General features: G+C 67.7%; 14 protein-coding genes. 4 read left to right on the forward strand and 10 right to left on the reverse strand.

Annotated elements, in window-relative coordinates; all coding sequences use genetic code 11:
• The first annotated feature begins 117 nt into the window (after positions 1 to 117).
• Positions 118 to 477 (forward strand): hypothetical protein, encoded by a 360-nt coding sequence (locus B0E52_RS18260; RefSeq protein ID WP_139351559.1) that lies wholly within the window; start codon positions 118 to 120, stop codon positions 475 to 477.
• On the opposite strand, the gene B0E52_RS02620 is transcribed toward B0E52_RS18260, so the two are convergent.
• From B0E52_RS02620 to B0E52_RS18265, 4 genes are all read right to left on the reverse strand, one after another.
• Complete coding sequence (locus B0E52_RS02620; protein WP_077481486.1) at positions 440 to 1867, reverse strand: sugar porter family MFS transporter; 1428 nt, start codon at positions 1865 to 1867, stop codon at positions 440 to 442. The two genes, B0E52_RS18260 and B0E52_RS02620, sit on opposite strands and share 38 nt — an antisense overlap.
• Positions 1868 to 1941: 74 nt before the next feature.
• A complete protein-coding gene (xylA, locus tag B0E52_RS02625) occupies positions 1942 to 3282 on the reverse strand; it encodes a xylose isomerase (RefSeq protein ID WP_077481488.1) in 1341 nt (446 codons plus the stop codon).
• Positions 3283 to 3308: 26 nt separating this feature from the next.
• Entirely contained in the window at positions 3309 to 4835 is a 1527-nt protein-coding gene (gene xylB, locus B0E52_RS02630) for a xylulokinase (protein WP_077481490.1), read from the reverse strand.
• Entirely contained in the window at positions 4832 to 5185 is a 354-nt protein-coding gene (locus tag B0E52_RS18265; RefSeq protein WP_139351560.1) for a hypothetical protein, read from the reverse strand. Before B0E52_RS18265 ends, xylB begins: the two co-directional genes overlap by 4 nt.
• Between B0E52_RS18265 and B0E52_RS02635 the strand changes: the two genes are divergently transcribed.
• From B0E52_RS02635 to B0E52_RS02645, 3 genes are all read left to right on the forward strand, one after another.
• Positions 5184 to 6410, forward strand: a complete 1227-nt coding sequence (locus B0E52_RS02635) for a XylR family transcriptional regulator (protein WP_077481591.1) — start codon at positions 5184 to 5186, stop codon at positions 6408 to 6410. The genes B0E52_RS18265 and B0E52_RS02635 overlap by 2 nt on opposite strands.
• A 559-nt stretch (positions 6411 to 6969) precedes the next feature.
• A complete protein-coding gene (locus B0E52_RS02640) occupies positions 6970 to 8475 on the forward strand; it encodes an alpha-L-fucosidase (protein ID WP_254426675.1) in 1506 nt (501 codons plus the stop codon).
• Between the two features lie 131 nt (positions 8476 to 8606).
• On the forward strand, positions 8607 to 10166 hold the full coding sequence (locus B0E52_RS02645; protein ID WP_254426682.1) for a family 43 glycosylhydrolase: 1560 nt from the start codon (positions 8607 to 8609) through the stop codon (positions 10164 to 10166).
• Between the two features lie 81 nt (positions 10167 to 10247).
• Here B0E52_RS02645 and B0E52_RS02650 read toward each other — a convergent pair whose 3' ends face one another.
• From B0E52_RS02650 to B0E52_RS02675, 6 genes are all read right to left on the reverse strand, one after another.
• The gene (locus B0E52_RS02650; RefSeq protein ID WP_077481495.1) at positions 10248 to 10910 is read right to left on the reverse strand and encodes an FCD domain-containing protein; all 663 of its coding nucleotides are present in this window, start codon (positions 10908 to 10910) and stop codon (positions 10248 to 10250) included.
• A 90-nt stretch (positions 10911 to 11000) separates the two neighbouring features.
• On the reverse strand, positions 11001 to 13856 hold the full coding sequence (locus B0E52_RS02655; RefSeq protein WP_077481497.1) for a TIM-barrel domain-containing protein: 2856 nt from the start codon (positions 13854 to 13856) through the stop codon (positions 11001 to 11003).
• Entirely contained in the window at positions 13853 to 16378 is a 2526-nt protein-coding gene (locus B0E52_RS02660; protein ID WP_077481499.1) for a glycoside hydrolase family 3 C-terminal domain-containing protein, read from the reverse strand. The genes B0E52_RS02655 and B0E52_RS02660 overlap by 4 nt, the downstream gene beginning before the upstream one ends.
• Before the next feature lie 11 nt (positions 16379 to 16389).
• The gene (locus B0E52_RS02665) at positions 16390 to 17991 is read right to left on the reverse strand and encodes a DUF5597 domain-containing protein (protein ID WP_077481593.1); all 1602 of its coding nucleotides are present in this window, start codon (positions 17989 to 17991) and stop codon (positions 16390 to 16392) included.
• A gap of 36 nt (positions 17992 to 18027) precedes the next feature.
• Entirely contained in the window at positions 18028 to 19965 is a 1938-nt protein-coding gene (locus tag B0E52_RS02670) for a sialate O-acetylesterase (protein ID WP_077481501.1), read from the reverse strand.
• Positions 19962 to 22196 carry a sialidase family protein gene (locus B0E52_RS02675; protein ID WP_254426676.1) on the reverse strand — a complete coding sequence of 745 codons (2235 nt, stop codon included), beginning with the start codon at positions 22194 to 22196 and terminating at the stop codon, positions 19962 to 19964. The genes B0E52_RS02670 and B0E52_RS02675 overlap by 4 nt, the downstream gene beginning before the upstream one ends.
• Positions 22197 to 22332 lie beyond the last annotated feature (136 nt).

Consider the following 22332-nt stretch of genomic DNA (forward strand, 5'->3'; position numbering starts at 1 on the left):
AAAACAGGGGATTGGCGGATTTTTTGGAGCTGCCTGGGCAGCAGAGTGCACCCGCTTTGGTGCGGCTTTCTTCGGCTTGCACCATTGCCGTGCAGCCGACACCACGCGAGAAATCGGTTGGCACCGACCGTCTTCGTTGTCGAACCGCCAGGCAAGACCTCGGATATTTCCCTGCGGCGTGGCGCGATCAGAGTCGAGCTCGTGCGCGGAGAGGGTCTTCAGCCACGCGCGATGATGCTGACGCTGTTCCCGCCAGCCCGCCTGTGGGTGTGCAGCGAATGCCATCCTCCGTTGCGGGAGCGGCGACCTGCGTACTCAAAAGAGATTTATTTCCAGGCCACCGGCGTACTGGCCGAGCGACTTTGGGCGGTCTTCAACACGCCCATAGGGATGGCTGCTGCAGTTGAAATCGATCGGGACAAGGCTGATCCCAATGTCTTTACATCTGCTCCAGTTCCTTGCCCCGCGTTTCCTTGACATAGCGGAGCACGAACACCGTCGACAACGCTGCCGCCACCGCATAGATGCCGTAGGTGGGCGCAAGCCCGATGCCGACCAACAGCAGCGGGAAGCTGATGGTGATGGCGAAGTTGGCGATCCACTGCGCGGCGCCGGACACCGCCAGGCTGGAGCCGCGAATCTGGTTCGGGAACATCTCGCCCAGCATCACCCACATCACCGGCCCCCACGACATGTTGAAGAACACGACGTAGACGTTGGCCGCGACCAGCGCCAGCGTGCCCATCGGTGACGGCAGCCCGAGTTTGCCGCTGGCATCCATGTGCGCATGCGCGAACGCCCAAGCCACCAGTGTCAGCGCCACCGCCATGCCCAGCGAACCGATCCACAGCAGCGGCTTGCGGCCGATCCGGTCCACCAGCGCCACGGTCACCAGGCAGGCGGCGATGCTGAGGCCGCCGGAAACCACGTTGATCAGCAGCGCATCGCTCTCGGAAAAGCCCACGGCCTGCCACAGCACGGCGCCGTAGTAGAACACCACGTTGATACCCACCAGTTGCTGCAACACCGCCAGCCCTATGCCCACCCACACGATCGGGCGAACCCGGTTCGTGGCCTTGTCCATCAGGTCGGACAGTCTGGGGCGGTGCCTGTCCTGCGCCAGTGAAGTGCCGATCTCGCCCAGCTTCGCGCGAGCGATATCGTGACCGTACAGGCGAACCAACACGACTTCCGCTTCCGCTTCGCGCTTGCGCATCACCAGGAAGCGCGGGCTCTCGGGAATGAACACCAGCGAGACCAGGAACAGCGACGATGGTAGTACCTGCATCCAGAACATCCACCGCCATGCGTCTTGGCCCAGCCACAGCGCCTCGGTGGACGCACCCGCCGCCCTGGCCAGCAGGTAGTTGCTGAGGAAGGCGCAGAACAGGCCGCTGATGATGGCCACCTGCTGCATCGTGGCGAGGCGCCCGCGGTAGCGCGCGGGTGCCACCTCGGCGATGTAGGCCGGCGCGATCACACTGGCTGCACCGACTGCAAAACCGCCGGTGAGGCGCGCGAGGACGAAGAACGCCACGTCGTGTGCGGCGCCGGCGCCCAGCGCCGAGAACAGGAACAGGATAGCCGCGGCAATCAACACCGTGCGGCGCCCCTGGTAGTCGGCCGCGCGTCCGGCGAAGAACGCGCCCACGGCGCAGCCCAGCAGCATCGAGGCCACCTCGAAACCGATCTCGGCGGCATTGGAGTGGAAGGCCAGCTTCAGGCCGTCCACCGTGCCGTTGATCACGCCGCTGTCGAAGCCGAACAGGAATCCACCCAAGGTGGCCACGCAGCTGATCTGCACGATCAGCCGCGTGTTTTCTGTCCGCTCCAGCGGTCCGGTGGCATCAAGCGTTGCGCTGTACATGTCCACGTCTGGCTCCCCTTTGGTCGGCTCGCAGGTTTCCCGATACCGCGACCCGCCGCGTGTGAAATGCGCGGTCAGGCGCGCACCAGGAACTGATTGATCAGGTTCTCGTAGCGCTCCTGCTTGCCGCTTCGCTGTGACGGCTCGCCGTGCGCAAGCGCGTGGGCGCGCAAGTCTTCCATGCCGAGCCGGCCGTCGGCAAACGCCCGGCCGTTGCCTTCGTCGAAACTGGCATAGCGATCCGCGCGCCACCGCTCCAGCGGCGAGCGCGTCAGCAGCGCATGCGCCACTTCCAGGCCCCGCGCAAAGGAATCCATGCCGCCGATGTGGGCGATGAACAAATCCTCGCCGTCGGTCGATTCGCGGCGTGCCTTGGCATCGAAGTTCAGGCCGCCGGGCGCCAACCCGCCCTGGCGCAGCACCACCAGCATAGCGCCCACGGTGTCGTAGAGGTCGCTGGGGAACTGGTCGGTATCCCAGCCATTCTGCGGATTGCCGCGGTTGGCGTCGATGCTGCCGAGCAGGCCGTGGTCGGCGGAGACCTGCAGATCGTGCTCGAAGCTGTGGCCTGCCAGTGTGGCGTGGTTTGCCTCGATGTTGAGCTTGAAGTCCCGATCCAGGTCATGCTCCTTCAGAAAACCGGCGACCGTGGATGCATCGAAGTCGTACTGGTGCTTCATGGGCTCCATCGGCTTGGGCTCGATCAGGAAGTTGCCCTTGAAGCCGATGCTGCGGCCATAGTCACGTGCCATGGCGAGGAAGCGCGCGAAGTGTCCCAGCTCGCGCTTCATCTGTGTGTTGTGCAGCGAGGCGTAACCCTCACGACCGCCCCAGAACACGTAGTTGCTGCCGCCCAACTCCACCGTCGCGTCCAGCGCGGCCTTGACCTGCACCGCCGCGCGCGCCACCACCGCGAAGTCGGGGTTGGTGGCCGCACCGTTCATGTAGCGCGGATGGCTGAACAGGTTGGCGGTGCCCCATAGCAACTTCATGCCGGTGGCCTGCTGGCGCTCCTTCGCCAGCGCCACCATATGCCGCAGGTTCTGCTCGTACTGGGCCACGTCGTCGGCGTCGGGTGCCATGTCGATGTCGTGGAAGCAGTAGTACGGCACGCCCAGCTTGGTGAAGAACTCGAAGGCGGCGTCCATGCGCGCCTCGGCGCGGGCCATCGGCGCGTCGCCGGCATCCCAAGGGTAGTGCCGCGTTCCCGGCCCGAACGGATCATGGCCCGCATTGCAGAAGCTGTGCCAGTAGCACACCGCGAAGCGCAGGTGTTCGGCCATGGTCTTGTCGCCGATCTTCCGGTTCGCGTCGTAGTGCTTGAACGCCAGCGGGTTGTCCGAATCGCGCCCCTCGTAGGGGATGCGGCCGATGCCGCCGAAATATTCGCGCTTGCCGACGAAGGGAGTATTCATGGAATGCGTTGCCTCTGCGGGTTGCTTCATTGGGGAAGTTCGGGGGGAGCGTTGCCGGCGATCCGGCCATGGGTATGCCGCTCGACCTTCAGCAGTGCGAGGAACTGCCGGTAAGGCTCCTGGTACGCGGCCACGTTCGCCGCCCGTGGCTGCACCGCGCGCGAACCGTCCAGCGCCACGTGTTCGTGTACGAGCTCGGCGATGGAAACCTGGTCTCCGCCACTGCAGCGCCATGCCCACAACGCCTGCAAGGCGGCGCCAAAGGCGGCGCCCTCGGTTTCCGCGGGTATCTCCACCGGCAGCTCGAACACGTCGGCCAGCAGTTGCCGCCACGGCGCACTGTTCGCTCCGCCGCCGGTCAGGCGGATCGTCCCGAAATCCAGGCCGGCGGTGCGCAAGGCGTCCAGGCCGTGGCGCAACGCGTAGGTCGCGCCCTCCATCGCCGCGCGATAGGCATTCGCGCGGGTGAAGTTGCCCGGTGTCATGCCATGCAGGCTGGCGCGTGCGGTGGGCAGGTCGGGCGTGCGCTCGCCATTGAAGAACGGCAGCATCAGCAAGCCGTCCGCGCCTGGCGCCGTGCGCTCGACCAGTGCATCGCCCTCCCCGGCCTCGAAGCCGAAGGCAGCGGCAACGCGCGCCGTGGCCACGGTGCAGTTCATCGTGCAGACCAGCGGCAGCCAACCGCCGGTGGACGAACAGAACGCCGCCCAGAGCCCCTCCGCATCCACCACCGGACGATCGGCGCTGGCGAACAGCGTGCCCGAGGTGCCCAGGCTCACGCTGAGCACGCCCGGCTGCACGTTGCCGGTGCCGATCGCCGCCATCATGTTGTCGCCGCCGCCGGCCGACACGCGCACCGCATGCGGCAGGCCCAGTTCGTCGGCGGTGGCGGGTGCGATGGGCGCACTGAAATGCGCGTCGACCAGCGGCGGCAGGCAGCGCGACAGGTCGCGCTCCGCATCGGTGGCCGCCAGCATCGCCGAGGACCAGCGGCGCCTGCGCACGTCCAGCCAGCCTGTGCCCGAGGCGTCGCCGCATTCCATCCAGCGTTCGCCGGTGAGCCACGCATTGATGTAGTCATGCGGCAGCAGGATGCCCGCGAGCCGGCGATAGACGTCCGGACGATGCTTGCGCGTCCACGGCAGCTTGGAAGCCGTGTAGCCCGCCAAGATGGGATTGCCCGCCAGCGCGATGCACTGCCGGTAACCGCCCGCCGCGGCCATGATCTCGTCGCACTCGCGCCAGCTGCTGGTGTCGCACCACAGCTTGGCCGGTGCCAGCACCTCGCCCGCCGCGTCCAGCGGGACGAAACCGTGCTGCTGGCCGGAAACCCCGATCGCCACGACGCGTGCACGCAGGGTGGCATCGAGATCCGCGAAACATTGCCGGACCGCCTCAAGCCACCATTGGGGATGCTGCTCGCGGCTGCCGTCGGGGCCCTCGACCAGCGCCAGCGGCCGGCTGCGAACCGCAAGCATGCGGCGACGATCGGCGTCGTAGACAAGCAGCTTGACGCTCTGGGTGCCGATGTCGAGGCCGACAACAACGCTCACGCCGCTGCCTGCCTTTGGCCCTCTGCGGCATCGCGGCTGGCCGGCGCCGCATTCCTCGTCGAAGCTTTCAAGATACCCACCCTTTTCAGGAATCCGGATCCAGACCGGTCGTGGTCGTGCCGGCAATCACTCGTCGCACGATCCGTGACGGCGCGGCAGACGGCCACGTCCGCGGCGATCGCGCTGCGCCTCGACTGCGATGCTGCGTTCGACGTTGCGGCGCCGCAATTGCGAAATCCGTCATCGCGCAGGTCATTTTCCGTGCCGCATTGCCGCATGTACGCAGTCGACCCAGCAGGTATCGTCGATCCAATCCGGTAGATGCCGTCCCAGCAGATCGTGGTATCCATGCCATCCCCTCACCGCATCGCCCTGCTCTTCAACGCGAACAAGGTCTACGACCGTCACGTCCTCACGGGCATCGGGCAATACCTGACGTCCACGCGCGTCGAGTGGGACCTGTTCATGGAAGAGGATTTCCGCTGCCGTACCGTGGGCATCCACCACTGGCGCGGCGACGGCATCATCGCGGACTTCGACGACCCCATCGTGGGCGAGACGCTGTGCGGCCTGCCCTTGCCGGTGGTCGCGGTGGGCGGCTCCTACGCCGACCCGGCGAACTATCCGGAAGGCATTCCCTACGTGGCCACGGACAACGCCAAGCTCGTTCGCCTGGCCTACGATCACCTCATCGACCAGGGGCTGCAGCGCTTCGCCTTCTACGGCCTGCCGCCCACGCCGAGCAACCGCTGGGCGCTTGAACGCGAGCAGGCGTTCCTCGGCATGACCCGCGTGGACAACCTCGAAGGCCAGGTGTTCCGCGGCTCGCCCACCAGTGCGGGCGGTTGGGGCATCGCCCAGGAAGCGATCGCGGACTGGGTGCGTTCGCTGCCCAAGCCCATCGGCATCATCGCGGTCACCGACGCGCGCGCGCGCCACCTGCTGCAGGCCTGCATCGTGGCCGACGTGCCCGTGCCGGCCGAGATCGCGGTGGTGGGCATCGACAACGATCCCATCGCGCAACTGCTCAGCCGCATCCCGCTGACGTCGGTGATCCAGGGCGCCGAGGAAATGGGCCATACCGCCGCCCGGCTGCTGCACCAGATGCTGCACGGCGGACGGCTGGCCGAGCAGCGCATCGTCGTGCCGCCCAAGGGCATCAACGTGCAGGCAAGCAGCCGGCACGAACCGATGAACAACCAGTACGTGATGCGGGCACTGCACTACATCCGCCAATACGCCTGCCTCGGCATCAAGACCGACCAGGTCGCCGACTATGTCGGTGTGTCGCGCACCCTGCTGGAGGAGCACTTCAAGCGCGAACTCAAGCTGACCGTCCACCAGGCCATCCTGCGCCACAAGCTGCAGACCGCGCGGCGGATGCTGGTCGACTCCGCCGTGCCGCTGGCCGACGTGGCCGTGCGCAGCGGCTTTACTTCGCTGCAGTACATGTATGCGGTATTTCGCCGCGAGCTCGGCTGCACGCCGCGCCAGTACGCCGAAGGGCTGCAAGGCGGCGAAGGAGCTCCCGACGATGTGGAGGGGCTGGCCGTGGTGGACGACACGGCACCGTAACAAGCACCACCCGGGTGCCTGGGTGGCACGCGCCCGTCGCACCTGCGGAGCATTCGCCTCCCGCAGACGCTGGCATGCCGTGCCGCCACCTGGTTCGACGCGACCCGATGAACAAAAAAGCATCGGCACGTGCGGGGGTGACGCATGTGCCGATGGGAACCGGCGTGCGCGGGGAGGACGCACAAACCGACGAAAACACTGACATGGCGTGTCGAACCGATTGCAGCGGACGTCGTGGAAGCCCGCTTGCTTGAGCGGATCGTGAAATGGCGTCGCCGAGGCGACAATTGCGAAATCAGCAGCAGACGCTAACGTTTCTTCGTATGCGTTCGCACATCCGGCCTCGCTGGCGTGTGCTTGCTGCTAGCGTCTGACGACCCCTTCGCCAAGACATTCCATGTCGCTCTTCCCGCACGCCAGGTTTCCACGCAGACTGCATCCTGCCCTGCTTCGCGGATGCCTGCTGTCCGCATGCGTCGTGGCGGGCTCGGCGGCATGGGCCGCACAGCCAGACAGCCAATCCGACGCTCCCACTGCGAAGACACTCAGACCGGCGCAGATGGATCAGGCCTGGCAGCGCGCCACGGCGCGCTACGCACCCGAGCGCAAGGCACTGCTGGCCGAAGTCGCGCAAGGCGATGCCATCGGGCCGTTCTGCCCCGACTGGATCTCCCTCGCGCAATACCGGGCACCGACCTGGTTCGGTGCCGCGAAGTTCGGCATCTTCATCCACTGGGGCGTCTACGCCGTGCCGGCGTTCGCGAACGAGTGGTACCCGCGCAACATGTACGACGGCACGACACGCGAGCACGCCCACCAGCTCGACACCCTTGGCCCATTGACGCACCGCGGCTACAAGGATTTCATCGCCGGCTTCAAGGCACGGCACTGGGATCCCGCGGCGTGGGCCCGATTGTTCAAGCAGGCCGGCGCGCGCTATGTCGTGCAGGTGGCCGAGCATTCGGACGGCTTCGCCATGTACGACTCGCGGCTGTCGCGCTGGACTGCCGCGCTGATGGGGCCGAAGCGCGACGTGGTGGCGGCGCTGGAACGAGCCGTGCGTGCCGAAGGCCTGCGCTTTGGTCTGTCCTCGCATCGCGCCGAACACGACTGGTTCTTCGACCACGGCCGCGAGCTCGCCTCCGACGTGAACGATCCAGCCGATGCCGACTTCTACGGCCCCGCCGTGCCGCACTTCGCGCAGGATGGCGACCAGGACCTGCAACAGGACTGGACCTACGTCTCGCCCACTTACGTGGACGACTGGCTGGCACGCACGGCAGAACTGGAAGCCTATTACCGGCCCGATCTGATCTACCTCGACTGGTGGGTGGGCCACCCTGCATTCCGCGGCGCGCTAGCCGAGTTCCTCGCCTACTACTACAACCGCGGTGCGCAACGCGACGGCGTGGTGCTCAACTACAAGTTGCATGCGCTGCCCGCCGGGAGTGCGGTCCTCGACGTGGAGCGCGGCCAGCTGGGCGATATCCGCCCCACGCCGTGGCAGACCGACACCACCATCAGCAACGGCTCATGGGGCTACGTGGAGCACGACATCTACCGTTCGGCCACCTCGATCATCCAGCTGCTGGCCGACGTGGTGAGCAAGAACGGCAACCTGTTGCTGGATGTCGGTCCGCGACCGGACGGAACCATCGTGCCGCAGGAACAGGCCGTGCTGCTGGAAATCGGCCGATGGCTGGCTACCAATGGAGCGGCGATCTACGGCAGCCATCCGTGGCGCGTGTCCGGTGAAGGCCCCACCGCGCCGACCACCGGCGCCTTCAAGGAACAACTGGCCAGGCCCTGGACCACCGACGATTTCCGCTTCACCCGCAACAAGGACCTGCTGTACGCCATCGAGTTCGGCTGGCCAGCCGACGGCACGACCGTCATCCGCAGCATCAAGCCGGCCGACCGCGTGCGGGACGTGCGCCTGCTGGGTTCGTCCACGCCGGTGCACTGGGAAAACACCGGGCAAGGACTGGTGCTCCATGTCGGTTCGCGTCCCGCCGGCCCCGCAGCCTTCGTCTACGCCATTCGCACCGCGACGGATACGCCATGAAGAAACCCACCAACCACCTCGACGCGGCAAGCGATGGCACGCTTCCGACCACCGCCGTCGCGCCGAACCTTGCGCGCAGAAATCTGTTCAAGGCCATGGCGACGGGCGCGATCGCCGCACCACTGGCCCGGATGGCGAAGGCCGATCCCGGCCAGCGATGCGCCGACTCCGGTCCGCACTGGGACAAAGGCATCGAGGGCCAGCGCATGGCCGTTCTCGGCGACGGCAGTTACCGCAATCCCATCGTGTCCGGCGATCACCCCGATCCTGCCGTGCTCAAGGACGGCGACGATTACTACATGACGTTCACGCCCTTCACTGCTTCACCGGGGCTGGCGATCTGGCACTCGACCGACCTGGTCGGCTGGACGCCGATCGCGACCGCCCTGTGCAAGCCGATGGGCAACGTCTTCGCGGTCAACCTCTGCAAGCACGGCAACCGTTACTACATCTACCTGCCGGCGCAACGGCCCGGCGGCGACTGGTCCATCTTCGTGATTGCGGCGGAACGCATCACCGGCCCATGGAGCGAGCCGGTCGACCTCGGCATCCCAGGCTGCATCGACCCCGCGCATGTGGTCGGCGAGGACGGCAGGCGCTATCTGTTCGTCAACGGCATCCGCATGATCCGCCTGCGCGACGACGGCCTGGCCACCGACGGAAAACTCGTGCATGCCTACACGCCATGGCAATATCCGCAGGACTGGATCGTCGAGGACTTCGCGCCGGAAGGCCCAAAGCTGTTGCGGCGAAACGAGTGGTTCTACCTGGTCAGCGCCGTGGGCGGCACAGCTGGGCCGCCCACCAGCCACATGGTGATCGTGGCGCGCTCGCGCTCGGTGCATGGGCCGTGGGAGAACTGCCCGCACAACCCCATCGTGCGTACGCAGTCGGCCGCCGAACCGTGGTGGTCGCGCGGGCATGCCACCTTCGTCGAGGGGCCGGCCGGCGACTGGTGGATGGTCTACCACGGCTACGAGAACGGCTTTCGCACGCTGGGCCGCCAGACCCTCCTGGAACCGATGGCATGGACGGCGGACGGCTGGCCGGTGGCCACCGGAGGCGATCTGTCGCGACCTCTGCGCAAACCCTCGGGCGGCAAGGCAAGCCCGGCCGGCTTCGCGCTGTCGGACGACTTTTCCAGCGACAAGTTCGGCACCCAGTGGTCCTTCCACGATCCGCGCCCGGACGAAATGCGGCGGGTCCGCCGTGCCGGCGGCGGCATGGAGCTGGCCGGTGCTGGCACGTCGCCGGCGGACAGCTCGCCGATGGTCTGCGGCGTGGGCGACCGTGCCTACGTGGCGGAGCTCACACTGGAGCCTTCCGCCGATGCAGAGGCGGGACTGCTGCTGTTCTACAACCACAAGGCCTTCGTGGGCGTCGGCTTCACGCCGGACACGATCAAGACCTTCGAATACGCGCAGGAGCTGGACTGGGCCCGCATCCAGCGGCCGAACCGCCGCGTGCGCGTGCGCCTCACCAACGACCACAACGTGGTGACGTTCGAGTACTCGCACGACGACGGCCGCAGCTGGCAATTGCACACCTTGCGCATGGAAGTATCCGGCATCCACCACAACGTGTTCGGCGATTTCCTGAGCCTGAAGCTCGGCATCTACTGCGCCGGCAAGGGGACGGCACGGTTGGGCGACTTCAGCTACCGCGCGATCGATGGCAATCCGCTGGCATGAGCCGCGCAGCGCGACTCGCGCACCAGCGGCGAGCACGAACGGGCCGGTATGCGGCGTACCGCCCGACCCGCTCATGCCGCTTCAGCCGCGCGGCTCGGCCAGCATCTCCTGCATCGCCCGGCGCGCCGCTTCCGGCTGGCGACGACGGATCGCGCCCAGCAGCTTCCGGCGCCGCGGCAGCGCAAGCCGGACATCGCCGGCGGTGTGCACGGCGGATGCGCGGCAAGCGGACAGCGCGTTCCCGATCACCGCGAACATGGAGATCATCAGTTCGTTGCCGGTGGCGTGCAGCACGGCCTCGTGGAAGGCCAGGTCCGCGCTGGCCATGGTGGCAGGATCGGCCGCCGCGGCCATCGCATCGCATGCGGCCTCGATGCGTCTCAGCTGTTCGTCGCCGTGCCGCTGCGCGGCGGCGACAGCGGCGGCGAGTTCGATGGCCTCACGCATCTCCAGCAGCTTCTCGACGAAATCCCCTGCGGGCAGCAAGGCACAGCGCCAGGCCAGCACGTCGGCGTCGAACTGATTCCAGCGCCTGGCGTCGCGCACGCGGGCACCGGTCCGCTGGCGCGATTCGATCAGGCCCTTGGCCGACAGCACCTTCATCGCCTCGCGCAGCACGGTGCGACTCACCTTCATGCGCCCGGCCAGCACCTCTTCGCGCGGCAGGTGGCCGCCGACGACCAGACGCCCCAACTCCTGTACCACCTGTTCGTGCAGGTTGCGCACAACGATCGGCCCGATCATGGCGCCACCGCCAGGGTTGCCGGGTCGGGGGCGGTGGGTGGTAGGTGCGTCATCGGTCCGCACCCGTCAGGCAACGGACGCATGCATGGCTCACAGCCGCACCTTCCGCTCGCCGCCGTCGTAATCCATGCGCACGTCGTGGCCGGCACCGGCGGCATACGGGTCTGGATGTGTCGCGCCGACGCGACGCACGATGAACTCGCGCCTGACCGGCGCACCGTTGCCGTCACCCTCGCGCTTGCCGAGGGTCAGCACGCCGGTGGCGTCGTCGTAGTCCAGCGGGATACGCGAGTAGTGGCCGTGCTCGTAGCCGTAATCGATGCCGTCATCCTCGTAAAGCGAGAAGTGGCCGTTGGCGCCGGCGTAGACCAGCACGGTGATCGGCGCGGCGAGCTTTTCGTTGGTGTACTGCTCCGCCGGTCCGCTGGGCACGATGGCGCCGGCGCGCACGAACAGCGGCATGCGCGCTAGCGGCGCCGGTGCCTGCACGGTCTGTCCGCCGGCGTAGCGCTTGCCGGTGTTGAAGTCGTACCAGTCGCTGCCGGCCGGCAGGTACACGTCGCGATTGCGCGCCTGGTAGCGCGTCACCGGCGCGACGAGGAAGGCCGGCCCGAACATGTACTCGTCATTGATGCTGCGCACCTTGGCGTCGTGCGGGAAGTCCATCGGCAGGCCGCGCATGATGGTGCCGTCGTGCCACCAGGTGTCCGCCGCCAGCGTGTAGATGTACGGCATCAGCCGGTAGCGCAAGTGGTCGTACCAGGCCAGCGCGTCGTACACCGGCGTTCCGGGCGGCGAGATGTTGTAGATCTCGCGCGGCACGCCCTGGCCGTGCGAGCGGAAAATCGGACTGAACGCACCGAACTGGAACCAGCGCAGGTTGAGCTCGCGCCACTCCGCGAGGTTCTTCGCGTCCGGCTTCATGTAGCGGTCTTCGATCGCGTAGCCGCCGATGTCGGTGGTCCAGTTCGGGATGCCCGACAGCGAGAAGTTGATGCCGGCGGAGATCTGGTCGCGCAGGTTGCTCCAGCGCGCCACCACGTCACCGCTCCAGCTCGCGGCGGCGTTGCGCTGCTGGCCGGCGAAGGCCGAGCGGGTGAGGATGAACACCCGCTTGTCCGGGTAGGACTGGCGACTGCCCTGGTACACCGCGGTGGTGGTCATCAGCGGGTAGCTGTTGAAGAACGCCGCACCCGGGCCCAGCGCCGTCGGCCCCATCAGCATCTTGCGTTCGGCGATGCTGGTGTTGGAGTTGATGTCCGGCTCGGTGGCGTCCAGCCACCAGGCATCGACGCCGAGGTCGCCCAGGTTCTCGCGGATCTGCCGCCAGTAGATCTTCCGTGCCGCGGCCGAGTACGGGTCGTAGAACGAGCTGAGGTAGCCCGGTCCCACCCAGTCCTTGACGCCCTCCTCGATGTTGCGCTGGTAGATGTGGCCGCCCGCCGCCAGCTCCTTGTAGTTCTGCGTGGCGGGGTAGAACTTCGGCCACACCGAGATCATGAAGTGCGCGTGCTCGTCGTGCACCTTGGCGATCATGCCCTTGGGATCGGGGTAGCGCGTCGCGTCGAACTGGTGCGAGCCCCAGGCGTCGTCCTTCCAGTAGCGCCAGTCCTGCACGATGTTGTCCAGCGGCAGGCCCAGCCGGCGGTAACGCGCCACGGTGTCCAGCAATTGTTCCTGCGTCTCGTAGTGGTCGCGGCTCTGCCAGTAGCCGTAGGCCCAACGCGGCAGCATCACCGACTTGCCGGTGACCTCGCGGTAGCCGGCGATCACGTCGTCGAGGTTGTTGCCGGCGATGAAGTAGTAGTCGACCGCGTGTCCCAGCTCGGAGTACAGCGACAGCTCGCCCTGCTCTGCCGCCGGCAGCGGATCGAGGTGGTCGAGCGCGATGTAGCCGGACTGCGGCGTCCACTCGAGGCGGATGGCGTGCTTCTCGCCGGGCCTCATCGCCACGGTGAAATCGCGATACCACGGGTTCCAGTTCTGCCGCCAGTCGTCCAGCACGAGCTTGCCGTCGATATAGAGCTTGAAGTAGCCGCTGGCGTAAAGGCGGAACTTGTGCGTTCCGGCCACGTCGCTGGCCAACGCGCCCTTCCATTCCACCGTCTGGCCCGGGCCGCCGGTGACGCCCTTTGCGTCGGTCAGCGCAGAGGGCCAGCGCTTCAGGTCGTCGAGGTACTGGTAGTCGACGCCGGCTTCATCGCGGCGCAGCTTCAGCTTGCCGTCCACGGAGTAGCTGGCGGTGAGGGCGCCGGGCTTGCCGTCGGCATCGAACAGCTTGAGCCCGTGGTCGATCGGCTGGTAGGGACGTGGATCGCCGAACCGGGTGATCGAGTTGTTGTCCCACAACACGCCGTAGTTGCGCGAAGACACGACGAACGGAATGCCGATGTCCATGTTGTGCTGGGCCAGTTCGACGTCCTTGCCCTTGTAGTCCAGCACGCCTTCCTGGTGCTGGCCCAGTCCGTAGAACGCTTCGTCGGATGGCGAGGCGAACTGCTGCCGGATCGCGTAGAACGACTTCCCGTCCACCATTACCGGCGTGAAGCTGCGGCCATGCGGCTGCTCGGCCAGGATGGGCTTGCCGTCATGGCCATAGAAGCTGACCGCGCCGTCGCGCAGCGACACGCGGGCCTCGATCGCCGGCGTGTCGAGGGTCACCGTGCCGTCGTGCTCGCCCACGTTGAAATGACCGTCGCCGCCGGTCTTCAGCGCTATCAGGCTGGGCGGCAGGTCGAAGCCACCCTTCGGCACCGCGGTAACGTGGATGATGCGGTCGGACACCACTTGCAAGCGCAGCCTTTGCGGCGAACCGTCGAAGCTGATGGCGGCGCCGTCGGCCAGCCGTTGGACGTGGCTGGCCGGCACTGCCGATGCGGCCCGTGCACCACCGGCGCACAGGCCGAAGGCAAGCAGGCATGCCAAGGACAGGTGGACACGGCTCATGGTGTTTTCTCCATCGTGAGGTCGGCGGTCAACGGTGTGTGGTCGGAGGCATCGCCCACGCTGATCACGAAGCGGCCCGGGTCGATCTTCCAGTCGTTGAGTTCGGGGTCGTAATAGGCGAACGCGCGCCGGTCGAGCGTGAGGGTGACGCGCCGGCTCTGTCCCGGCGCCAGGCCCAGCTTCTCGAACGCCTTCAGTTCGCGTTCCGGCCGCTCGACGCTGGCCGATGGATCGCTCACGTAGACCTGCGCGACTTCCGCGCCCGCGCGCTTGCCCGTGTTGCGGACCACGAACGACACCTGCACCGGCTCGCCGTCGCGCGCCGCCGCCGGCTTCACCTCGAGACCGGAGAACGCGAACGTGGTGTACGACAGGCCGTAGCCGAACGGGAACAGCGGTTGCGGCTTGTCGGGGTGGCTGGTGTACCAGCGGTAGCCCACGAACAGGCCTTCGCCATAGCGCACCGTGGGGTGCGCGCCCGGCGCATGCGGCGGCGCGTAGTAATAGTCGTGTGTGGGGTTGTCCTGCGGCTGGCGCTCGAAGCTGATCGGCAGCTTGCCTTCCGGCGAGCGCGCACCGAACAGCACCTCGGCCACCGCGCGGCCGCCCTCCTGCCCCGGATACCAGTTCTGCAGCAGCGCCGGCACCCGACCCAGCCAGTCCGCCGTGGCATAGCCGCCGCCCGAGGTCACCGTCACCACGGTCTTCGGGTTCGCCTTCGCCACCGCCTGGATCAGCGCCTCCTGGCCCCACGGCAGCGCGAAGGTGCGGTCGTAGGCTTCGCTCTCCGAAGTCGGGTCGAAACCCACTGCCACTACCACGGCATCGGCCATCGCCGCCATCTTCAGGGCGGCCGGCGAGATCAACTCATCGACCGGCACCACGCCCAGGCCCATCCGGCTGTAATCCACGTCCGGCATGTAGTCCAGGCGCACCTGCACCGCCTGCCCCGCCTTGAGATCCAGTGCAGCGTACAGCGGTGCCTGGCCCTCGCGCTTGGGCTGCGCGATCACCGCCTTACCGTCTATGTAGAGCGTATAGCTGTCGGCGCTCGCCGCCGCCGTCAGGAACAGGTAGCGCCCCGCATGCGGCGCCACGTAGCGGCCGCTCCAGCGGAGGCTGCGGCGCTGCGCGGCCGGCGTGGTCCACAGCTCCGGCTTCCACTGGTCGACGTGGGCGTCCACACCGGTCGCGGTCGGCGTGCCACGGAAATCGGGATTGTCGAAAGTCTCGCGGCGCAGGCCGGGCTGGCCGTCGGTGGTGGCGAAGCCGTCGCGCTTGAACACCGTATCGGGCGACGGCAGGCCGCGGTCGTACAGCACACGCACGTGCTGGCCGAGGTAGTCGACGATCCCTCCGAGGATGCTTTCAGTGCGGAAGGTGTCGATGTGCGAGCTGCCGCCGGCGGTGGCATAACCGGGGTAGGCGTCGGGGCCGATCACCGCGATGGTGCGGATCGCGCCGGCGTCGAGCGGCAGCACGTGGTTCGCGTTCTTCAGCAGCACCAGCGACTCGCGCGCCGAGTCCAGCGCCACCTGGTCGTTGGCGAGGTCGAACAACGGTTGCGCCAGATCCTGCTGCGGCCGGTCGAGCAAGCCGAAGCGCACCGTGGTGCGCAGGATGCGCCGCACCTTGTCGTCCAGCTCGGCCCTGGACAGCGTGCCGTCGCGCAAGCCGGACAGCAGCAGCGCGGGCTGCATCTTGTCGGCTGCAGGCATCTCCAGGTCGAGGCCGGCCTTGAACGCCTTGAGCCCGTCGTCCACCGCGCCCCAGTCGGACATGAAGAGGCCGTCGAAGCCCCAATCGTGCTTGAGGATGCCGCTCACCAGCTCGCGGTTCTCGGCGGTGTACTCGCCGTCGAGCTGGTTGTAGCTGCTCATCACCGCGCCGACGTGGCCTTGCTTCACCGCCATCTCGAACGCGCGCAGGTAGATCTCGTGCAGCGGCCGCGGCGCGATGACGGAATTGAGCTGGCGACGGTCGTACTCGGCATTGTTGGCGGCGAAGTGCTTGATCGTTGCCACAACGCCCTGGCTCTGGATGCCGTCGATCAGGCCGACGGCGGTGCGGCCGGCCAGATACGGATCCTCGCCGTAGTACTCCATGTTGCGGCCGTTCTGCGGCGCGCGGTAGATGTTCACGCCTGGCCCGAGCAGGAAGCTGATGCCGCGGGCGCGCGCATCGCGCCCCATCGCCGTGCCGACGCGCTGGGCCAGCGCCGGATCCCAGCTCGCCGCCAGCGCGATGCCGGCGGCGTAGGCCGTAGAGCTGCCGCCCATGCGCACGCCGTAGGGTCCGTCCGACATCGCCAGCGCCGGCAGGCCGATCGACGGTTCCGCGCGGATGTCGAAGCCGTCGGTGCCGCCGACCAGCGCGACCTCCTGCTCCAGCGTGAGCTTGTGCAGTAGCTCGTCGACGCGATGTTCGACCGCGGGCGAATCAGGCTGCGGCCCGGAGGCCAGCGCCGGCAGGGCAACGCCGGCGAGCAGCAAGGCAACGGAAAGCGTTTTCCAGCGGATCATGCAGACATCCTTCAGTACGTGGCCAGCTTCACGCGCAGCCACTGCGGTTCACTGGTGAGATTGAGGCCCCAGTCGGTCTGGTCGCCGTTCCACACGCGCAGGAACTGCCATTGGCCGTCGACGTAGCGGCCCTCCTCCACGCGCTCGAACAACGCATGTTTGCCAGCGTTGCGGCCGGCCGGCTGGAAGCTCACACGCGCGTGGCAGCCGGCCACCAGGTATTCGTCGCGGCCGATCTGCACGATCAGCACGCCACCCTGCGGCGTGGGATTGCCCTTGGCCTCGGGCATGCCGAACTGCGGCAGACCGTAGCCGACCTGCGCCTGCCAGGCGCCCAGGTCGATCTGCTGGGTATGCGTCTGCTCGGGTTCGGATACACCCCACAGCTTGCCCTCGAAGCCGGCCTTGGCGACCAGCGAGGCAATCGGACGCAGCAGCTCGTAGTCCAGCGCGAAAGGCTTGAGCGTATCGGCGTCGATCTTGCGTGCGCCCAGCGGCCAGTTGGAGTAGCCGGTGAAATCCATGCCGAACGGCGAGAAGCCGATGGCGCCATGCCCCAGCGCCGCGAACACGTAGCGCGCATACGGCGCCGCGCTGCCTGTTTCGGCAATGAACAGCGGATTGTCGGAGCGGCTGTAGCGGTCCAGCACGGCGGTGTACTTCGCGTACTCCGGCAGGTAGATGTCCGGTGCGATCAGGTCGAGCGCGGGCGCCGCCGCGCGCCAGATGCCGAGCACGTTGTCGGTGGGACCGCCGCTGGCGTAGCCGCCTGGCGGGCCCGGATGGAACGGATCGCGCAGCGCGACATTGGCGTACATCGGCAAGTCGTAGACGGCCTTGCCGGCGGCGGCGACCTGGTCGATGTAGTGCGCGATGGCCCAGGCGTAGGAGAACTCCGCCGCGTCCTTGCCGAACACGGCCGTCCAGCTGCCGGCCTTGCGCCCGGTTTTCGCCAGCACCGCCGCGGGCACCGGCGATTGCAGCAGCCTGTCTCCGGCGGTGGAGTAGTCGCGGTCCGTACCGTAGGTGCCCGACTCGTTTTCCACCTGCACCATGATCACGGTATGGCGTTCGCCGTCGATGGCGCGCAGGTGCTTCATCAAGGCCGTGAAGGCGGCGCGGTCGGCGTCCAGCGTGGATGCCGCGAACGGCGACAGCGAGTCAAGCGTGTCGCCGTCCTTCTTCAGCACGCGGGGGAAGCGCTTGTTGTCCAGCTTCACCCAGGCCGGCGCATAGGCGGGACCGTTGTTCTTCCAGGTGGCGAACCACAACAGCGCCAGGCGCACGTGATGCTCGCGCGCCTGGCTCAGCAAGGTGTCGAGGAAGCTGAAATCGAAATGCCCCTCGCTGGGCTCGATCTGCTCCCAGGCGATCGGCACCTGCACGGTGTTCACGTGCAGCGCATCCATCGCCGGCCATACCTCGGGCAGCATCGCCGGCCACGCGCTGGAGTTGTTCACCTGCGCGCCCAGCATCAGCCAGGGCTGGCCGTCCACCAGCAACATGTGGCGGCCGTGGGCGCTGACCAGGCGCGGCAGCGGAGTGGCGGCGATGGCGGGCAACGCCGTGGCGAGGCAGGCTGCCGCAGCGAGCAGCAGCGACCACCTGCCCATGCGGCGGAATCGATGGTTCGAGTGCGGCTTCATCGTCTACCGCTCCCGGCTGCGGAACGGCGCCGCTGGCAGGCCATCGCGATTGACGAGATTGGCCGCGACCGGGTCCTCGCTCCACGCATAGCGCACCGATGCCGGGTGCCCGACCGCGTTGCTCACCGCCACCACGGTGGTGCCTTCGATGCGCGCTTGCGCAGGGTGGTAGCGGCCGTTCGCGCCGGCCAGCTCGAAACCATGCACGTCCTGGCCGCCACCGCGCACCGCCAACGGCTCGCCCTGGGTGTCGAACGACAGCACGGCGTGGCTGCCATCCACGCGCATGCCGCGATACAGCGGGCCGGCGTCGACCAACTTGTCGCCGAAAGTCACGCGGCGCGCGACCAGCGCCAGCCGGTGGCCGACGTCCTGCTTGTCGGTGGGATGGATGTTGTCGCTTTCGCCGAGATCGATGATGACGGCCTGCCCAGTGTGCGGCAGCGACAGGGCGGCGGCCTGCGACTCGCGCAGCTCGGCCCACGGACTTTCCGTGGCGGTGTCCTCGCCCGCTTTGAAATTGGGCAGCTGCACCCAGAAGAAGGGCAAATCCGGCCGTCCCCACTGCGCGCGCCAGGATTCGATCAGCGCCTTGAACTGGCCGCGGTAGCGCAGCGCATTGCTCGCGCTCGCGTTGGTTTCGCCCTGGTACCAGACGACGCCGCGCAATGGATAGCCGATCAGCGGATGCAGCATCGCGTTGTAGAGCAGGGTCGGCGTGAGTTGATCCTGGCTGGTGGGTACCACCGTCACCGCGGCGGGGCGGAAACGCCACTGGCCCACCAGCGAGCGACGCGTGCCGTCGGCCAGTTGCAGGTAGACCTCGTCGGGCTTGCCGGCCATGCCGCCACCGCCGCCAAGATCGTCCACGCGCACGGCGATGCTGTTGTTGCCGGCGTGCAAGTCGGCCGCGGGCACCTTGTAGATGCGTGGCGTATTCCACGCGAGATCCATGTGGCCCACCGGATGGCCATTCACGAAGCTCTGGTCGGAATCGTCGATGCGGCCCAGGCCCAGCGTCACTCCCTGCGCGGCCTCGGCGGCGCTGAGCGTGAACTGCCTCCGATACCACGCGACGCCGTCCATGTCGTAGTAACCGACCGGTTCCCAGTCGGATGGCACCGGCAGGCTGTCCCAGTCGGAGACATCGAGTTTTTCTGCCGCCCAGGCCAGCGAGCCATCGGCGGCTTTGACATCGGCGTGCAGCGCGGGCCAGTGCGCGATGCGCTTGTAGGTCCGTGCATTCCCCACCGCATCGGCTGCATCGTCGGCCTGCTTCTTCGCCGCCACCGCCGCCACGTCGAAATGGCCGGTCTGCGCGTCCGTCCATGCCTCGATGGCACTGCCGCCCCAGCTGCTGTTGATGAGCCCCTGCGGCACGTGCGTGCGCGCCTGCATGTCGCGCGCGAAGAACCAGCACACAGCGGAGAACTGGCCCACCGTGGACGGATTTGCCGCCACCCAGTTGCCGCCCTGCAATTGCCGCTGCGGCCTGATGGCAGAGCTGTGCGGGATCTTGAACTGGCGGATGGACGGATCGTCGCCGCGCGCCTGCTCCGCCTCGGCATCGCGCCCCTGCGACACCATGAACTCCATGTTCGACTGGCCGGAACACAGCCATACGTCACCCACCAGCACGTCGCCGATGCGGCGATGCTCGTGGCCGTCGTCGACCTCCAGCACATACGGTCCACCGGCCGCATGCGCCGGCAGCGTCGCCTGCCAGCGCCCCTGCGCGTCGGTCACCGCGTTTGCCTGCTTGCCGTCGAAATCCAGCCTCACCTTTGTGCCGGGGGTGTCCCAGCCCCATACGTGGATCGGCCGTTCGCGCTGCAACACGGCGCCCCGGGAGTACAGCAGCGGCAAGTCGAGCGTGGCCTGTGCGACGCCCGGCAACAACGAAGCCAACGCCAGCGCCGCAGAGAGAGAAAGCATTTTCATGGAGTGGATTCCTCGGGATCGCCATAGACGATGCCGCGCCCGCTGGTGGCCAGATACACGCGACCAAATACGCGCGGGTCGCCAGTGAGATGGGTGATGCGGCCGTACTGGTGGGCGTTGTCGTCGATGCGCCGCCAGTGCCGGCCGCCATCGTCCGAACGGTAGATCCCCTGCTGTCCGTCCAGGCGCCCGGCCACGAACAGCGTGGACTGGTGGCCCCCCGGAGCCGACTTGCCGAAGCCGAAGGCGTCGACGCCGTCGATCCCGGGCAAGGTCGCCTGCAGCTTGCCGCCGTCTTCGCCGCGCAGCAGCAGCAGGTCGCGCGCAGCGAGGTAGAGTTCGCCAGCCGCATCGGGCGAGGCCCGCAGTTGCACATGGTCATGGCCGCGCGCGGCGGCGCCCAAGGCGCCGGCCAGCGGCGCGAAGCTGGCGCCGCCGTCGTGGCTGACGAACAGCGCACCACTCTTCGCGTCGAAGGCGTAGCAACGCTGCGCATCGAAACGGTCGCCGAGCACGTTCACGCCGCCCGGCAAGCCCGCCGCCACCTGCCAGTGATGGCCGAAGTCGCGCGTGAGCCAAACATGCTTCGCGTTGCGCGGTGCCCACAGCACGCCGCTGCCATCAGCCGTCAGCGCGATGCTGCCGGCGCCCTCGCCTTCCGGTGGTTCGCTGGCGAATGCCTGCCAGCGCCGTCCCCCGTCATCGGACCAGGACGCGCGCACCGCCGGCCCGAACGGCTCGCGCAGGTAGCCGCTGCGCACGATCCGCTCCGGCCGCTGCCCCGCGTAGTCGATGGCTTCGCTGTTGGCGTAGCGCGGCGGCGCCTGGAACTGCAGCGGCGCCACACCGAGATCGTCGTGGCGGTAGCCATCCAGATCGCCCAGCGCGCTCAGCAGGTGCGCGCCCTGCGGCGGGCTGATCAGGCCCAGCGGAACGGTTTCCTCCAGCCCGCGATCCACGAACGTCCAGTGCACCTCACCGCCCGCATCGAGCCGGCCCATGTCGCGCGTGGACCACAGGCCGTAGCCGGTGACGAAGATCACGTGGCCGGGATCGAACGGATCGATGGCCACGGTGGTCATCCAGTGCGGCGTGTGCTCGACCGTCCAGGGCGCCTCGCGGCGGTCGAACACCGAATGCGCGAACACCTCGACCCAGTGCGCGCCGCGGTCGGTGCTGCGGAACAGCAGGTCGTGCGGTGTGTAGCGATGATGCGTGCTGGCAACCAGCACCGCCGGATCGGAGGGCGCCACCGCGACGTCGCCCCAGCCGAAGCCCGCGGGCTTGCCGCGGCCGGGCCGGCTTTGATCGGGTATCGGCGTGATGTCGGTCCAACGGCTGCTGGCCGGCTGCCAGCGCCAGAGGGCGCCGTCGTCCATGGTGTCCGGACCGGGCTCGTCGCCGTAGCTCAGGTAATAGTCGCCGTCGCTGGCGCGGTGCATGTGGCTTGGCCGCAGGCCCACGGGCTGGCCCGGCACGGCGCTCCAGCTGCGGCCGCCGTCGGCGGAACGGAACAGGCTGGCCTGCCGGGTGGACACGCCGGCGTAGATCACCGGTGTCGGCTGGCCGCGCCGGCCGCTGGCCGGATCGAACACCACGAACACGATGCCGATGGGTTGCGTGCGCCAGGCATTGCTTGCGCTGGACGATGGCGAGGTGGCCACGGCGGGGAAACCGTCCACCTTCGCCCAGTGCGCGCCATGGTCGGCACTGCGCCACAAGCCAGCATCGCGCGAGCCGAGGAACAGCACGCGGCCGTCGTTCGGGTCCACCGCCAGCCGCTCGCCGTTGCCGCGCCCCAGCTCGTTGCCGCCGAGCTTGAACGGCAGATCCGCGCGCCGGAAGCTGCGCCCCCGGTCGTGCGAACGCAGGATCGCGGCATCGCCTGCCTGGGGTGTGGTGTACATGCCCGCGGCGAGATACAGCCACTGCGGATCGGACGGATCGATCGCGAGGCTGTCGATGCCGAGCAGGTTGGCGTCCTTCGCCGCGATCCAGTCGGTCAGCGGCTGCCAACGTTCGTGTTCCTGATCCCAGCGATAAGCGCCACCCACGTCGGTGCGCGCGTAATACAGGCCGCGCACCGAGGGGTGAAAGAGCAGACCGGAGACATAGCCACCGCCACCGATGCGTACGTTGGTGAAGTGGTAGGGAGTGGCGGCGGGTTGGCTGGCGTGGACACTCAGCGCGAAGAACAAAGAGCAGGCCATGGCGCCGATGGTTCTGAACATGTCGAAGAAACTCTCTCTCACCTTGTCGTCATCCCGGCCTCCGCGCTTAACATGCCGGAACGTGGTGAGGTTTTTCAGGCGCCCGGCAAGGCACCCGACGCCGGATGCCCTGCTCCATGCCGGAACCCTCATGGCC

Origin of the sequence: Rhodanobacter sp. C06, from assembly GCF_002001105.1 — a bacterium.
Classification (GTDB): Bacteria; Pseudomonadota; Gammaproteobacteria; order Xanthomonadales; family Rhodanobacteraceae; genus Rhodanobacter_A.